Genomic DNA, 15,384 nt, shown 5'->3' with positions numbered 1-15,384 from the left:
GATTCATGACCTCACGCCACCTTCGGCGACTGCTCGGACACGTCGACCGCCATCTCGGAGGCCAGGTGCTCCACCGAGTCGTGCAGCATCAGAATCCGGGTCAGCTGACCCGCCAACTCGCGAGCGTCCTCGATCAGCAAGCCCAACGAGGCGTCACGGGTACCGGTGAACTTGACCCACACGAACGCCGGAACCTGCGTCCCATAATCGGTGCCGTGCGAAGGCGTGTACTCCGCCTCCACACCCTCATAGGCGTTGGCCTGGATGGACATCCACGACATGACGATCACGCTGCCTTCTCGCCGGCCGGACGCTTCGCCCCCGAGTTGTCGCCCTTGATGCCCGTCGCGAAGTACGAGTAGGTCAGCTTCGAGAAGTCCCCGACCTTCGTCACCCGCGGCTGGACCATCAGGCCCTCCAACTCGATATCCCGGATCCGGCGACCCTCCGGCGGGATCGGCTGTACCGGCGACAGGAACACCAGATCGATACCGGTATCACTGCCCCGCACGTCATCCGAGTAATCCACCAGCCGCGCCTTCCACTTCAACAGGCCCGTCTCGGTATCCACGTCCTGATCGGTCGTGTACTGCCGACGACGCTCATTGAACGTGAACACCTTCTCGATCTCCCCGATCAGACCCGCACCCTCCGGGAACGCCACGTCGAACGGAACCAGGAAACGCTGACCCTTCTTCACTGCCATCTCTTCTATCCCTTTCAGTAGGGGTAATCTTGACCTGAAATAAAGGTAAGCCCGATCCAGAAGGGCGACCCGGAATATTTTTCCGGGTATGCTGCGGAGGACAGCTTGACCAGGTAGAATGGAGTCATGCGGGGAATGACTGACTCCATGACCATCGGCGAACGCGTCGGATGGTATCGCCGGCGCAGGGGAATGTCCCAGAAGGTTCTTGCCAACCTCATTGGACGAACTGAGGATTGGCTTAACAAGATCGAGAATAATCGCATACAGCTCGATCGAATATCTGTAATTCAAAGTCTCGCAAAAGAACTCGATATCAGCATCGGTGACCTCATGGCCGAGCCGACTCTGATGGATGCAAATCAATCCGCCGGAAAGCCGACTGTTCCTGCACTGCGGGAAGCCCTTCTGAGCTACGCCCAGCTGATGCCTTTCACAATGGCAGCCGGCAGGGAGATACCTCCCATGGCGCAGCTCGACGGACGGTTGAAAGCCGTGTGGGATGCATATCAGGCGACCCGGTTTGCATATGTGAGTGCCACTCTGCCGGAGCTCATTTCCGATCTCGACTATGCGTCACGAAACCTGGAAACGCAAGACGTTCAACGCGCAAATTTGATGTTGGCAACTGCATATCATGCGGCGGCGACTGTGTTGACCAAGGTCGGTGAGGTCGATCTTGCCTGGGTAGCGGCACAGAAGGGTTTCGATATCGCTCAGAATATCGGCGAACCTGTGGTATGGCTTTCGCTCGCCAGATCGGTTACTCATGTCACTATGTCCACGGGGCGGCACAAAGATGCGGCCAAGCTGGTTCAGCAGGTGGCTTCGCACACTGGGCCAATACCAAACGATGCCTCACCCGAATATCTCTCCGTATACGGAACGTTGTTTCTTGCCGGCGCTATGGCTGCTGCACGATCCAACGATCGTAGTTTAACTACGGATTATCTGAATGAGGCAGACGCGATCGCGACCAGGTTGGGTCGGGATGCTAATTATTTCTGGACAGCATTTGGCCCCACAAACGTGGACATCCATCGTGTTTCCACCGCGATGGAACTCGATGATGTCGAGACTGCCTTGAGCCTTGGCCCCGGAGTCGATACCTCTCCGCTGCCCACTGAGCGGCAGGTGAGGCACTCGCTTGAGATTGCACGCGCCCACAACGCGCGGGGACGGAAAGACCAGGCACTAGATATCCTCCTGTCAGCCGAAGCGAGAGCGCCGGAACAGGTTCGCCATCACGGCCTTTGCCGCGATCTAGTAGTGGGCTGGGTACGTACCAGCAAGACCCGCCCCGGACCAGCACTATCGGGGCTGGCCGAGCGTATGAAGCTCGTTTGAGTTCGTCGTCAACTAGCATGGCCGCCATGAACAACACCGAACAGGCTCCACCGATGGCAACACCACGAGTCGCGGCAGGTGTCCTGATTCTGCAAGGTGAATCACTACTCATGGTCCGGCCATCGTACAAGGACTACTGGGATATTCCGGGTGGGTATGTAGAGCCGGGAGAATCTCCCATGTCTGCCTGCCGGCGGGAAATCCAAGAAGAAATCGGGATAGCAGCGAATAAGCTGGAATTTGCTGCTGTCGATTGGGCACCCAATGGCAACGAAGGCGACAAGATGCTGTTCTTGTTCACCGACTCGGAATTGCATGGTCTCGACGCATCCGGACTCCAGTTTCCGGATCGAGAATTGGTCGAAGCCCGCTACGTCAAGCTGGAAGAGTTAAGCGAATTTACGATCACCCGCTTGGCGAAGCGACTCGAAGGAACGGCGAGAGCTATCCTCAGCGGCACTTCCCCTCTCTACCTGGAGCACGGCGACGCGCCACGATGAACTTCTGACGGTTCGTCGCACCAATCTGCCTGTCTCGCAGTCGAACCGGCCGGTTCCGATCTGCTCTTGCCTCACGACTCGACCGTCCCTGTCTACGAGTTGTTGCCGAATTTCGCTGTATAGGTTCAAGAGCGGCAGCGGCCCTGCGGGCCGCCGCCGCCACGCTGCGGCTCTCCGCTCGTCCCTCGCTGCGCGCCGGCGCGTCGGCGGCAACCCTCCAGGCCGAACCGCCAGAACCCCAGATAGCCCACTTCTTAACGACTCCGCGACCTCCGGCCGCGCGACGACTCCACCCAGTCGCCAGGCGCGGCGCACACTCCTCCGGTCGACCTGGACACAGCCCTACCGCACAACCAGGGCACGGCGAAGGACAAGCCGCTACGCGGTGCCTATGGCATCCTTCACCGCACCCTGAACATGCGGTACCCCTACGGGCAGGCCGACCGGAGGAGCACACACCACAGCCCCCACCGAACCGGCGGATTTCATTCGAATGCCTGCCACCTCCGGCGGCACACGGGGCCTTGCCCCGGAACCCCACTCCTCGCCGGAGAGGCAGGTCTCCCAGAGGGGCACAAGATCAATTCGAACATACGTTCGACAAGTGAAATTTGCGGATAGACAACCTATCCGGCCGGCGCAGACGTGCCACACATGTGCCACACGCCGAGGTCAACACCGGTGAATCATGGCCAACCCCGCGCAACGAGCACGCCAGGTCAGCCGCAGGTTCCCGACCGATCCCCTGATTCCCAAGCTGAGAGTGCGGGTTCGATTCCCGTCACCGGCTCTTCGATTCCGCAATATCTCCCCGCGAGTCATTCACACCGCGTTCCACGTCGCAGACTTCTGCTTCCGAAAATCGTTCCGATGTCGCCGAATGCAATTCGGCTCCCGCCGATGCCACTGCCGGGCTTGAAGCCGCGAGCGGCATCGTATAGAACTGGACAGTTGCCATTTCGCAACGTGAAACATCCTGCCCCGCAGCCGAGTTCGGCGCGGGGTAGCGGTCGGGAGGAAGAAACATCATGCGTCGAACCATGGGTAATTTCGGGCGTAAGGCTCTCGTCGCGGCAATGCCGCTGGCCGTAGTCGCGGCGGCGTTCGCGAGTGCGGGGGCCGCCTCCGCCGAAGCCCCCACGCAGGCACAGATCGTCGCGCAGGCTGTTCCGGCCGCACAGGCGGTCGCGGCACCGGTAGCGCCGGTGGCGCCGGCCCCGGTCGCGCCCGCCGCGCCGGAGTCCGCGCAGCCGGTGGCAGCCGCGGGTGCACAGGACATCGCCACCAATCCCGATGCGGCCAACCATGATCCGGTGGCCAACGGTGCGGCGGCGGGTGCGATCGGCGGGGCCATCTTCGGGGCCGTCATCTGCGCCGCCACGATCATCGGCATTCCACTGATCCCCGCCTGCATCCTCGGCCCGGCGCTGCAGGGTGCGGTGATCGGCCTGCTGGTCGGCGCGATCGCGCCGAATTCCGTGCCGCAGGTCCTGCCCTGATCCTCGGGACCGGACCCGTTCGCTTCTCGCCGGCCGAATCGAATTCGGTCGGCGAGAAGCCGTTTCACGCCTCGTCCGGGCCACCGGATCGGGCACCCGGCGCGGCGTGTGACGGCGGTCCCGGTCGCGCTACTTGCTGATGCAGTCGGTGACGATCTTCTGCGTTGCGGCACGGGCCTTGTCGGCGTCGTCCTTGCTCAGGCCCATCGAATCCGGGTCGGAGGCTTGGGCATTGGTGCCGGGCTTGGTCATCGCGCGCAGGCCGTCCTGCGAGATGCCCTGGTCCACATAGGCTTTCGCGGCGCAGTCGGCAAGCTTCTGATCCTTCAGGCCGCTGTCCACCAGGGCCTTCGAGAGGTCGGCCTGCGTGATGGTGGGCTGGGCGGCGGCCTTGTGGTCCGAAGACCCGGAGTTACCGGAACCGCAGGCCGCCAGCAGCGGGAGTGCGACGAACGTGGCGGCGATCAGCGAAATCCTCAACAGTTTCCTCGTTTCCGACGATGACGAATCGGGCATTCGGGCGGAGAAAACCGCCGTGGTGATCCTGCACCATTCGGGCGCGGGAGAACAGCCGGGCCGCAGATTCACAGGTCCATCGCGGCACGCAGCGCGGTATCGATCCGCTCGACGACGTCGGGGTCGACGGCGCCCAGGCGCTCGGCCAGCCAGCCGCGATAGATGCGGCCGAGGTTGCCGGCGTGCATCCAGCCGTGGCCGGGCAGCGTCACGGCGAGGATGTCCTGCGGATCCTCGTCGAGCACCTCGGCGGCGATCAGCCAGGGACGGGGGGATTCGTTGATGCCGTCACTGGAGATGAGCACGATGTTGCGCCGCCGAGTCGAACCATGTGGGTTGTAGCTCCACAGTTCACCCCTGTGCACGCAAATCCTCTTCTGCGGCAGTGAATTCCGCTTCGTCGGTAGCGGCCGCGTCGGCCGCGGTGTCGAGTGTGCCCGCGGCGGGCTCGGGGGCGCAACAGCGCACCGCCTCCCGGCGCGCGGCCCGGGCTATCCACGCCGAGGGTGACATTCCCACGCGGGCCGCGGCCTGCTCGGCGTACGACCAGGCCGCCTCGTCCAGGGACAGCGTCACCTTCCGAGTCGCCATGACGCCATGGTACCGCCGTGGGAGGCTGTTGGCGGATGGTCAATTACTGTTACGGTGACCGGGTCGGCAGTGCTCGTGAGGGGAGACGGCGGGTGCATCACCATCGAGTCGGCCACGGTGAGCCGCTGGCCCTGGTGCACGGGGTCGGCAGCCGGTGGCAGGTGTGGGAGCCGCTGTTGCCGCTGCTGGCCGAATCGTTCGAGGTCTTCGCCGTCGACCTGCCCGGCTTCGGCGACTCGGATCCGTTGCCGCACACCACCGTCGACGATCTCACCGACGCGCTCGCGGCCTTCGTGACCGAGCAGGGATTGGACCGGCCGCACCTGGCCGGCAATTCCATGGGCGGACTGATCGCGTTGAATCTGGCCGCGCGCATCCGGGCCCGCTCGGTGACCGCGTACTCGCCCATCGGATTCTGGTCGGGGCCCGGGGTGTGGTGGTGCCGGCGCTCGCTCGGCGCCTCCAAGACCCTGGGATCGCGACTGCGGCCCCTGCTGCCCGCGATCCTGGGTTCCGCCGCCGGGCGCACCGCCTTCCTCGGACTGATCTTCGGGAAACCGTGGGCCGTCGGCGCCCGGATCGCCCTCGACACCGCCACGGGCGGATTGGACGCGCCCGGATTCGACGCCGCGCTCGCCTCCTTTCCCGCCGCGCGGCTGCGCGACGGCGGCCGGCTGGAACACATTCCGGTCACGATCGCGTGGGGCGATCGCGATCTGCTGCTGACCTACGCCACGCAGAGCCGCCGCGCCCGGACCTGGCTGCCACATGCCCGGCACGTCACGCTGCCCGGCAGCGGGCATACGCCGTTCTACGACGACCCGCGGCGCTGCGCGGACCTGCTGCTGCGGCAACCGGATCCCGCCACGGCCGGCTGACCTCTGGCACGCGCCGCCGACATCCGTTACGCTCCACCGAGTTCGGACTTTTCCGTGATGGAGGTCAAGCACGGCCTGATTCCCGAAGTGACGGGTGCAGCGACGCTGTCGCGCCGTTCGGCGCCGATCGTGCACTGCTTGTCGACGATGACCGCCGGCCTCCGGATACCGCACATCACCGTATGATCGCGATCCCGGGCCGGCCACGGAGAAACCGGCCGACCGGGTCGCGGCACGATCTCCGGATTCGGTGGCGCGACGCCATCGGAGTCCGCTCGCTCCGCATGCAACACCCCGAGTTCCCGAAACAATGACGCGAATTGTCGCCGTTCGCTGTTAGCATTTCTTGCAATTTGCCAGCCAGTCGAATGATTGTGCACGGCCGCACAGTGTGCGTTCGGGGAGGGCCGTGTCGTCTCGACCGAACGGGAAGGCCCATCGACTTTGACCAAGACCGCCAATATCCTGCTGTCCGTGATGGCGGGTGCCTCGGCCTTGCTCTTGACCGCGACCACGCCTGCCGCCGCAAACCCGAACGCGATCAACCCGATTCCGGTGCTCAACGGCACGGCAGGCCTCCCTCATCTGCTCGGCCGCACCCGGGCGGTATTCCAGGTGACCGGTATGGCGAGCCCGAACAGCACCCAGAACTACAATGTTCTGGGCACCGACCTGGGCATCATGTGGGACAACGGAAACGGTGAAATGCTCACCGCATTCGGCGACACCGCCGGCGTCGGATTTCCCAATCTGCTGGCCGGTAGCCTGTGGTCCTGGCGCAGCAACATTCTCGTGCGCAGCCATAACCAGGACCCGGACAACGGCATCTTTTTCGACAGCGTCGTCCACGACATCTTCGGCCAGGCCCGCGATCTGGTCGCCAGTCCGAAAATTCCGCTGATCGAGATCAGCCGTATCCCCACCGCGGGCATTTCCGTGAACGGCGTCCAGTACATGAGCCTGATGTCGGTGAAGAGCTGGGACGACGTCGGCCAGTGGACCACGAACTACTCCGGCCTCGCCGCCTCCGGTGACGACGGCGAGTCCTGGGCCGACCTGGGTTTCACGCACCGTCCCAACGAGGGTGGCAACGCGAACTTCCAGATGAACGCGTTCACCAAGAACGGTGGCTGGGTGTACGAGTACGGCACCCGTTCCGGCCGTAACAATCCGGCCTACGTCGCCAGGGTGCGCGAGGAGGACATCGCCAACCTCGGTGAGTACGAGTACTGGGACGGCGGCAAGTGGAAGAAGGGCGATGTGGACGCGGCCGCCCCGATCGCCGACAACGTCGCCGAACTGTCGGTGATGTGGAACGACTACCTCGGCCAGTACGTCATGCTGACCACCGATCCGTTCAATTCGGTGGTGATGCGCAAGGCGTCCTCGCCGGAGGGCCCGTGGAGCGATCCGGAGGTCCTGATCGACACCCGGGAACTACCGACCGCCTACGCCCCGTCGATTTTCCCGTACCAGACCGGTCGTGACCTGTACTTTCTCACCACCGTGCACAACCAGTACAACGTGGTGCTGATGCGCACCTCGCTCTGAGCATCGCAGTAACGGGACCCCGGCTCGCCGTCGAGCCGGGGTCCCGTTCCGTATCCGGCCTTCCCTAGACTCGAGCCATGGACGCCGCCGACTGGGACGCGCGGTACACGCGCAGCGAGTTGGTCCGGGACACACCGCCCGACGCGGTCGTGGCCGAACACGCGACCGCCCTCCAGCGGTCGCTGGCCCAGACCCACACCGGCGAACCACCGCGGGCGCTCGATCTCGGCTGCGGGGAGGGTCGCCACGCACTGTGGCTGGCCACCCACGGCTGGCAAGTGGTCGCCGTGGATTTCTCCCAGGCCGGAATCGATAAGGGACGCACCCTGGCCGCCCGGCTGTCCCGCTCGGCCCGCGGCCGGATCGCCTGGCACTGCGCGGATGTCACCGACTCCGCGGCCCTGCCCGACTACCATGTGGATCTGGTCCTCCTGACCGACCTTCCACTGCCACCACCTCAGCGCCGTATGGTCCTCCTGTGGGCGGCTGAGGTCCTGAACCCCGAGGGCGCCCTGCTGGTCCTGGCTCACGACGATGCGCCCGGCCACGATCCGGACACCCTGTTCACGCCCGAGGACATTTTGCACGACCTGGCGCCGATCGCCGGCCGACTCCGGGTGCGGGTGGCCGAGCGGATACCCCAGGAGCAGACCGAGATTCAGGGCACTCTGGTGGTGATGACCCGGATCGCTCCCGGCGAGCACGGCACAATTGCGCTCTGAACCGCAGCTTCGGTAGGGCACGGGGCACAATGCGGGGTTGGGCCTGCTTGGTGGTGACAGGCTGTGTTTTTGGCCTCCGCTTCGCTCCGGCGGGTTCGCGGCCCTCCGGGCCCGATCCTTCCCTCCTCCGGCTCCTCCGCTTCGCTCCCCCGCCTCCGTCAGTCCAGGATCGGGCCGGGCCGCGAACAGGCGTGTGGAGCCTGCGGATTGGTGACCGGGAACAGGGGGTCGGGGCACAAACAGGCGTGTTGGGCCTGCGTATTGGTGACCGTATTCAGGTGAGCGGAGGTGTGCCTGCGGATCGGTGACCGGAGCCGGACCGGGTCGGCGGTCACCAATTCGCATGGCCCAGCACGCCTGTTCGCGGCCCGTCTCGGTCCTGGACTGACGGAGGGAGGGAGCGCAGCGACTGACCGGAGGAGGGAAGGACCGAGACAAAGGGGGCCGCGAACCCGCCGGAGCGAAGCGGAGGCCGAAAATACAGCCCGTCACGCAGCCCAACGGCTCAACCACGGATCCACCGTCGCACCGATCAGTTCGAAGCCCGCGCGAAAGGAGTGTGGCTGTCCTGGAACGATTTTCACCTCGGCAGCGTCACCCGCATCAGGGATACCGAACGGGTCACGCTCCCCGTTGATCACCACGACATCGACCGCAGCCGAAGCCGCCAGCAACTCCTCCCGCCGACTCTTCTCCGGCTTCCCCGGCGGATGCAACGGAAAAGACAGCGCAAGTACACCGCCGGCCCCCGCCGCAACCGCCGTACGGCAAGCCACCCGAGCACCGTTACTCCGCCCGCCCTGGACCAGCGGCACATCCGGAAACCGTTCCCGCACCTGCGAAACGACCTCGAGCCAAGCCGCATCCTGAGTAGCGACCGACCCCGGCGCCCGCCGCCCGGCCACCCGATACGGCTGAACCACCCGAGCGACCACCGCCCCGGCCGCCGATGCGCGATCCCGCACGACGAGAAGGTCTTTCGCGTCCACCCCACCCCCCGAACCGTGGGTCAGCAACAGCAACAACCGCGGCCGATCGGCTACGTCCAACTCGATCTCGGCAGGTCCGGCACTGGTCTCGAGGCGCACCGCCCCACCGTAACCGCGCACCCCCGAATCACCCCGCCGGATCGCCCGGCGAGCCCACGGCAACGCACCGATACCCATCGAAACGTGTTTTACATCACAGTGTTTTCCGGGTCACATCCGCAGGTGAGGCCCTGGATCGATGCGTTACCCGCGAGTAATATACAGTGTAAGTTACCCGCTGGTAGCAACCTCGCCGATCAACCGACGGCACAACGCCAGGGGCGAGGGATTCGGTGGACAACGGGCGGGAACGGCAGAAGGAACCGACCGCACCTAACTCAACGGAGAGAACAAAAATGGGTCACTACAAGAGCAACGTCCGGGACCTGGAGTTCAACCTCTTCGAGGTGCTCGGCCTGGGATCGATCCTCGAGTCCGGCGCGTTCGGCGATCTCGACGCGGAGACCGTCAAGGACATGCTGACCGAGGTACGCCGGCTGGCCGAGGGCCCGCTCGGTGAATCGTTCGCCGACGCCGATCGCAATCCTCCGATCTTCGACCCCGAGACGCACAGCGTGAAGCTCCCGGAGTCGTTCAAGAAGAGCTACCGCACCCTGTCCGAGGGCGGCTGGGACAAGCTGGGCATCGCCGAGGAGCTCGGCGGTATCCCGTTCCCGCGCACCGCCTACTGGGCCATCGCGGAGTTGGTCCTCGGCTCGCAGCCGGCCGCGTTCATGTACGCCGCGGGCGCGGGCTTCGCGAACATCTTCTACGACAACGGCACCGACGAGCAGAAGCAGTGGGCCAAGCTCGCCGTCGAGCAGGGCTGGGGCGCCACCATGGTGCTCACCGAGCCGGATGCCGGCTCCGACGTGGGCGCGGGCCGCACCAAGGCCGTCAAGCAGGAGGACGGCTCCTGGCACATCGAGGGCGTCAAGCGGTTCATCACCTCCGCCGACTCCGACGACCTGTTCCCGAACATCATGCATCTGGTGCTGGCCCGCCCCGAGGGCGCCGGACCGGGCACCAAGGGCCTGTCGCTGTTCTTCGTCCCGAAGTTCCACTTCGATCCGGAGACCGGTGAGAAGGGCGAGCGCAACGGCGTCTTCGTCACCAACGTCGAGCACAAGATGGGCCTGAAGGTCTCCACGACCTGCGAGGTCACCTTCGGCGGGCACGGCGTGCCGGCCAAGGGCTGGCTGGTCGGCGATGTGCACAACGGCATCGCGCAGATGTTCCAGGTCATCGAGCACGCGCGGATGATGGTGGGCACCAAGGCCATCGGCACCCTGTCCACCGGCTACCTGACCGCGCTGGACTACGCCAAGCAGCGGGTGCAGGGTGCCGACCTGACCAAGATGTCGGACAAGGCCGCCCCGCGCGTCACCATCACCCACCACCCCGACGTGCGCCGCAGCCTGGCGATGCAGAAGGCGTACGCCGAGGGCCTGCGCGCGGTGTACCTGTACACCGCCGCCCATCAGGACGTGGTCGTGGCCGAGCACGTGTCCGGCGCGGACGCCGAACTGGCCGCGCGGGTCAACGATCTGCTGCTGCCGATCGTGAAGGGCGTCGGCTCGGAGCGGGCCTACCGGTACCTGACCGAATCGCTGCAGACCCTGGGCGGTTCCGGCTTCCTGCAGGACTATCCGATCGAGCAGTACATCCGCGATTCGAAGATCGACTCGCTGTACGAGGGCACCACCGCGATCCAGGCGCAGGACTTCTTCTTCCGCAAGATCGCCCGCGACCGCGGCGTGGCCCTGGGTCACGTGGCCGGTCAGGTGCAGAAGTTCATCGACCGTGAGGGCGGCAACGGCCGGCTGAAGGCCGAGCGCACGCTGCTCGCCACCGCGCTCGAGGATGTGCAGGCCATGGCCGCCACGCTGACCGGGCATCTGCTCGGCGCCGGCGAGGAGTCCAGCGAGCTGTACAAGGTCGGTCTGGGTTCGGTGCGGTTCCTGCTGTCGGTCGGCGATCTGCTGATCGGCTGGCAGCTGTTGCAGCAGGCCGAGATCGCGATCAAGGCCCTCGACAACGGGGCAACGGGTGCGGATGTGAACTTCTACACCGGCAAAATCGCGGTCGCACAGTTCTTCGCACGCAATCAGTTGCCCGCGCTGACGGCCATCCGCACCGTGCTGGCCAACCTCGACAACGACATCATGGAGCTCGACGAAGCCGCGTTCTGACGTCGGCAGATATCGGCCCCGCACCCGGAATCCGAGTCCGGCTGCGGGGCCGTTATCGTTCTACAGCAATCGATTCGCAACCGTGACGTAGGTAACCTGAGCGCAAAAATTCGGCTGTGCAAGGCTCACATCGCGAGCGCGGAAGAGGCAGAATAACCGGCGGCCGACGACGAAGGAGCGCTGACTGATGACCAGACGACTGTCCGCACTTGCCGGGGTCAGCGCGGCGGTCGTATTCCTGGCAGGCGGCCTCGGTGCGGCACACGCGAACCCCAACGACATCAACCCCATTCCGGTGCTCAACGGCACCGTGGGCCTGCCGCAGCTGCACGGGGCGACCCAGGCGATCTACCAGGCCACCGGGATGAACAGTCCGAACCACACCGACCAGTCCAACGTGATCGGCACCGACCTCGGCATCATGTGGGACGACGGGCGCGGGCAGATGCTCACCGTCTACGGCGACACGGCCGGACTCGGCGTGCCGAATCTGCTCGCCGGCAGCCTGTGGGCCTGGCGGTCGAACGTGATCTTCCGCAGCGCGCCCGGCGATCCGGGCGCGGGTGTCCACTACTCGAGTTTCGTCGACAATCCCCTGCCCAGCCCGAAGATCCCGGGTATCGAGGTCAGCTTCATCCCGACCGCCGGGGTCTCGGTGAACGGCGTGCAGTACCTGAGCCTGATGTCGGTGCACGAATGGCAGGCCGACGGGCACTGGACCACGAACTTCGCCACCCTCGCGGTCTCCGGCGACGACGGGCAGACCTGGGCGCAGTTGCCCACCACCCGCCGCGCCAACGAGGACGGCTTCGAGAACTTCCAGCAGAACGCCTTCCTGAAGGCCGGTGGCTACGTCTACCGCTACGGCACCCCCTCCGGGCGCGGTAATCCGGGTTTCGTCTCCCGGGCCAAGGAGGCCGACGTCGCGAATATGGACGCCTACGAGTACTGGGACGGCAAGAACTGGAAGCCGGGCGACGCCAAGGTCGCCGCACCCATCGTCGGCGATGTGGCCGAACTGTCCGTGCAATGGAACGACTACCTGCACCAGTACGTCATGATGACCACCGACGGCGCGAATTCGGTCGTGCTGCGCACCGCCCCCAACCCGGAGGGCCCGTGGAGCGAGCCGCGGCAACTGATCGACTCCCGTGATCTGCCCACCCAGTACGCGCCGATGATCTACCCGTATCAAACCGGGCGCGACCTGTATTTCCTGCTCACGATCCACAATCAGTACAACGTGGTGCTGATGCGAACGCCGCTGTAGGGCCGGAGTACGAGGCCCGTGCGGTTGCCGGGTCGGGGGTCTGGCAACCGCACGGTACCGATCTGGATATCGGGCCCCGACGGCGAGCCGTTACATCGCCGCGCGCCGGTGACGCCGGACGAGGAAGAATCGAGGCGGGTTGCCGCAGGCGGCGGTCCGGATCGTTGCCGGACCGCCACGGTGAGCTCGGACCGCAGTTCGGACGACTCGAGGAGATGAGAAGTTTATGCAGCTGGGAATGATCGGGCTCGGACGAATGGGCGCGAACATCGTGCGCCGCATCGTGAAGGACGGGCACAACGCCGTCGGCTACGCCCGTCGCGAGGACCAGATCGCGGAGTTCGCGGCGGAACTCGGCGACGGCTTCCGGGGCGCGACCGACTACCAGGGATTCGTCGCACTGCTGGAGAAACCGCGCATCGTGTGGGTGATGATCCCCGCGGGTGCGACCGGCGCCGTGATCGACCAGGTCGCGGAGTTGCTGGAGCCCGGCGACATCATCATCGACGGCGGCAACAGCCGGTACCATGAGGACATCCGCCGCGCGGAAGAGTTGCAGCCCAAGGGCATTCACTACCTGGACATCGGCACCTCCGGCGGCGTGTGGGGCCTGGAACGCGGCTACTGCCTGATGGTCGGCGGCGAGGCCGACACCGTGCGGCACATCGAACCGCTGCTGCGGTCGATCGCCCCCGGCGTCGGCGCCGCGGAGCGCACCCCCGGCCGCACCGGCGATCCGTCCCCCGCCGAGCAGGGCTATCTGCACTGCGGTCCCGCGGGTGCCGGACACTTCGTCAAGATGGTGCACAACGGCATCGAGTACGGGGCGATGCAGGCCTATGCCGAGGGGATGAACATCCTGCACAAGGCCGGTATCGGAAAGGTGCTGTCCGACAAGCACTCCGCGGAGGAGACGCCGCTGGATCATCCGGAGCACTACCGGTACGACATCGACGTCCCCGAGGTCACCGAACTGTGGCGGCGCGGCTCGGTGGTCGCATCCTGGTTGCTCGACCTGACCGCGGAGGCGCTGCACGCCGATCCGTCCCTGGAATCCTTCGGCGGCCGCGTCTCCGACTCCGGTGAGGGCCGCTGGACCCTCCACGCCGCCGTCGACGAGGGCGTCCCCGTCCCCGTCCTGTCCGCCGCCCTCTACCAGCGCTTCTCCTCGCGCGGCGAATCCCTGTACGCCGACAAGGTGCTCTCCGCGATGCGCAAGGCCTTCGGCGGGCACAACGAGCTGCCCTCCGGATAACCCGCGGTGCGGACGGTACGGCAGGATCGGCCGGGTGGGTGATCACCGGAGCGGGACCGACGAGCAATGGGACGACACGGCGCCGGTGATCCTGGCCGGGACGCCGGGAACCTTCGCGCGCAGCGTATTCCACGATCGGCACCCCACGCTGATCGAGCGGGTGCTCGAGGCGCATCCGTACGGTGCGCCGGAGCGGACGGCCCTGCGCGAGCTGCTCGCGGAGACGCTGCACGGCACCGTGCGGCCGTTGCGGACCGCGGCCGCCGACGCGCCCTCGTGGGATCGGTGGGGTGCGCCGTGGTGGGGGCGGCCGTGGGGTGAGCTGCCGTTCCTGTGGGCCGAGAGCTATTTCTATCGGCGGTTGCTGGAGGCGGTGGGCTATTTCCGGCCCGGGGTCTGGCAGGGGATCGACCCGTTCGGGCCCACCAAGGACGCGGAACTCGCCGGCGCCGAGGTCACGGCCGAACTCGCGGCGCTGGACGAACTGGCCTCGGCCGCCGGACCGGTGCAACGGGACGCGCTGCTGATGTCGGCGCTCTGGGGTAATCAGGCCGATCTGGGATTCCGGCTGGTCGCCGGGTCGACGGGACGATCGGACGGGCTCCTGGCCGACGATCGGGAGGAGTTGTGGGCGGCGCTCGCCGCGGCGCCGGCGGGCCGGTTGCACCTGATCGCCGACAACGCGGGACGGGAGCTGCTGCCGGATCTCGCCCTGCTGGACCATCTCCTGGTCACCGGGACCGTCGCGACCGCGACCCTCTGGCTGAAGCCGCAACCGTATTTCACCTCCGACGCCACCATGACCGATCTGCTCGGCGCGCTGCGGCGGTTGCGTGCGGCCGGGGCCGGCACCGCGGCCGGGCAACTGGGCGATCGGCTGTGGCAGGCGTCGGGCACCGGCGCACTGTCGGTGCGCACACACGAATTCTTCTGTGCCCCGGCGGGTTTCGACGAGATGCCGGACGATCTGCGGGCCGCGTTCGACGGCGCCGCGCTCACCGTGTGCAAGGGTGACCTGAACTACCGGCGGCTGGTCGGTGACCGATATCTGCCGCCGACCACTCCGTTCGCGGCGCGCGCCGGGTATTTCCCGACGCCGGTGGCGGCGCTGCGCACGCTGAAATCGGACGTGATCACCGGCCTGACCGCCGACCGCGTCGCCGCGCTGGACGCCACCGGCCGGCCGTGGCGCAGCAACGGCGAGCACGCCCTGATCCAGTGCGCCCGTTGAGGTGTGCGCGATGCCGCCGCGTCCGCGACACGGCATCCGCTACCGGCCGACACGCGGTGCGCAACGGTGTCGCAGTAGGCGGACGCGCGCGGGCCGAC

At 66.2% G+C, this 15,384-nt stretch carries 17 protein-coding genes; 10 read left to right on the top strand and 7 right to left on the bottom strand.

The genetic code is table 11. The features are described from left to right. Positions 1-11: 11 nt before the first annotated feature. Complete coding sequence (locus tag G361_RS0137310) at positions 12-281, bottom strand: hypothetical protein (protein WP_231387204.1); 270 nt, start codon at positions 279-281, stop codon at positions 12-14. Positions 282-286: 5 nt separating this feature from the next. After that, a complete protein-coding gene (locus G361_RS0137305; protein ID WP_019932255.1) occupies positions 287-706 on the bottom strand; it encodes a hypothetical protein in 420 nt (139 codons plus the stop codon). Between the two features lie 147 nt (positions 707-853). On the opposite strand from G361_RS0137305, the gene G361_RS48895 reads away from it, so the two are divergent. Further along, a complete protein-coding gene (locus G361_RS48895) occupies positions 854-2,053 on the top strand; it encodes a helix-turn-helix domain-containing protein (RefSeq protein WP_196814723.1) in 1,200 nt (399 codons plus the stop codon). A gap of 26 nt (positions 2,054-2,079) precedes the next feature. Further along, a complete protein-coding gene (locus tag G361_RS48890; RefSeq protein WP_036496505.1) occupies positions 2,080-2,553 on the top strand; it encodes an NUDIX hydrolase in 474 nt (157 codons plus the stop codon). A gap of 781 nt (positions 2,554-3,334) precedes the next feature. On the opposite strand, the gene G361_RS50585 is transcribed toward G361_RS48890, so the two are convergent. Further along, positions 3,335-3,583 carry a hypothetical protein gene (locus G361_RS50585; protein ID WP_196814722.1) on the bottom strand — a complete coding sequence of 83 codons (249 nt, stop codon included), beginning with the start codon at positions 3,581-3,583 and terminating at the stop codon, positions 3,335-3,337. On the opposite strand from G361_RS50585, the gene G361_RS0137295 reads away from it, so the two are divergent. Beyond that, positions 3,582-4,052 (top strand): hypothetical protein, encoded by a 471-nt coding sequence (locus tag G361_RS0137295; RefSeq protein WP_155981970.1) that lies wholly within the window; start codon positions 3,582-3,584, stop codon positions 4,050-4,052. The two genes, G361_RS50585 and G361_RS0137295, sit on opposite strands and share 2 nt — an antisense overlap. A gap of 129 nt (positions 4,053-4,181) precedes the next feature. On the opposite strand, the gene G361_RS0137290 is transcribed toward G361_RS0137295, so the two are convergent. The 3 genes from G361_RS0137290 to G361_RS0137280 form a co-directional block, all read right to left on the bottom strand. Further along, on the bottom strand, positions 4,182-4,532 hold the full coding sequence (locus tag G361_RS0137290; RefSeq protein ID WP_026343975.1) for a hypothetical protein: 351 nt from the start codon (positions 4,530-4,532) through the stop codon (positions 4,182-4,184). 104 nt (positions 4,533-4,636) lie between these two features. Next, a complete protein-coding gene (locus tag G361_RS0137285; RefSeq protein WP_026343974.1) occupies positions 4,637-4,933 on the bottom strand; it encodes a hypothetical protein in 297 nt (98 codons plus the stop codon). Further along, complete coding sequence (locus tag G361_RS0137280; protein ID WP_019932251.1) at positions 4,920-5,159, bottom strand: hypothetical protein; 240 nt, start codon at positions 5,157-5,159, stop codon at positions 4,920-4,922. Before G361_RS0137280 ends, G361_RS0137285 begins: the two co-directional genes overlap by 14 nt. Positions 5,160-5,251: 92 nt before the next feature. Here G361_RS0137280 and G361_RS0137275 point away from each other — a divergent pair, with 92 nt between their 5' ends. The 3 genes from G361_RS0137275 to G361_RS0137260 all read left to right on the top strand — a co-directional run bounded on the left by G361_RS0137275 (position 5,252) and on the right by G361_RS0137260 (position 8,310). Further along, positions 5,252-6,037 carry an alpha/beta fold hydrolase gene (locus tag G361_RS0137275; protein ID WP_019932250.1) on the top strand — a complete coding sequence of 262 codons (786 nt, stop codon included), beginning with the start codon at positions 5,252-5,254 and terminating at the stop codon, positions 6,035-6,037. Between the two features lie 477 nt (positions 6,038-6,514). After that, positions 6,515-7,588, top strand: coding sequence for a DUF4185 domain-containing protein (locus G361_RS0137265; protein ID WP_155982044.1), 1,074 nt, complete (start codon positions 6,515-6,517; stop codon positions 7,586-7,588). Between the two features lie 77 nt (positions 7,589-7,665). After that, positions 7,666-8,310, top strand: coding sequence for a bifunctional 2-polyprenyl-6-hydroxyphenol methylase/3-demethylubiquinol 3-O-methyltransferase UbiG (locus G361_RS0137260; RefSeq protein WP_019932247.1), 645 nt, complete (start codon positions 7,666-7,668; stop codon positions 8,308-8,310). A gap of 488 nt (positions 8,311-8,798) precedes the next feature. Here G361_RS0137260 and G361_RS0137255 read toward each other — a convergent pair whose 3' ends face one another. After that, a complete protein-coding gene (locus tag G361_RS0137255; protein WP_019932246.1) occupies positions 8,799-9,398 on the bottom strand; it encodes an alpha/beta family hydrolase in 600 nt (199 codons plus the stop codon). 296 nt (positions 9,399-9,694) lie between these two features. Here G361_RS0137255 and G361_RS0137250 point away from each other — a divergent pair, with 296 nt between their 5' ends. From G361_RS0137250 to G361_RS0137235, 4 genes are all read left to right on the top strand, one after another. Next, on the top strand, positions 9,695-11,530 hold the full coding sequence (locus G361_RS0137250) for an acyl-CoA dehydrogenase (protein ID WP_019932245.1): 1,836 nt from the start codon (positions 9,695-9,697) through the stop codon (positions 11,528-11,530). A 187-nt stretch (positions 11,531-11,717) separates the two neighbouring features. Beyond that, positions 11,718-12,800: a DUF4185 domain-containing protein gene (locus G361_RS0137245; protein ID WP_019932244.1), complete on the top strand. Its 1,083-nt coding sequence runs from the start codon at positions 11,718-11,720 to the stop codon at positions 12,798-12,800. 226 nt (positions 12,801-13,026) lie between these two features. Next, a complete protein-coding gene (gene gnd, locus G361_RS0137240; RefSeq protein WP_019932243.1) occupies positions 13,027-14,055 on the top strand; it encodes a phosphogluconate dehydrogenase (NAD(+)-dependent, decarboxylating) in 1,029 nt (342 codons plus the stop codon). 34 nt (positions 14,056-14,089) lie between these two features. Then, on the top strand, positions 14,090-15,286 hold the full coding sequence (locus G361_RS0137235; protein ID WP_019932242.1) for a damage-control phosphatase ARMT1 family protein: 1,197 nt from the start codon (positions 14,090-14,092) through the stop codon (positions 15,284-15,286). Positions 15,287-15,384: the final 98 nt, after the last annotated feature.

It is taken from the genome of Nocardia sp. BMG111209 (genome assembly GCF_000381925.1).
In the GTDB taxonomy this organism is placed as follows: Bacteria; Actinomycetota; Actinomycetes; order Mycobacteriales; family Mycobacteriaceae; genus Nocardia.
Note: the sequence above shows the minus strand (reverse complement) of the source record. Positions and strands in the feature narration are given on the sequence as shown.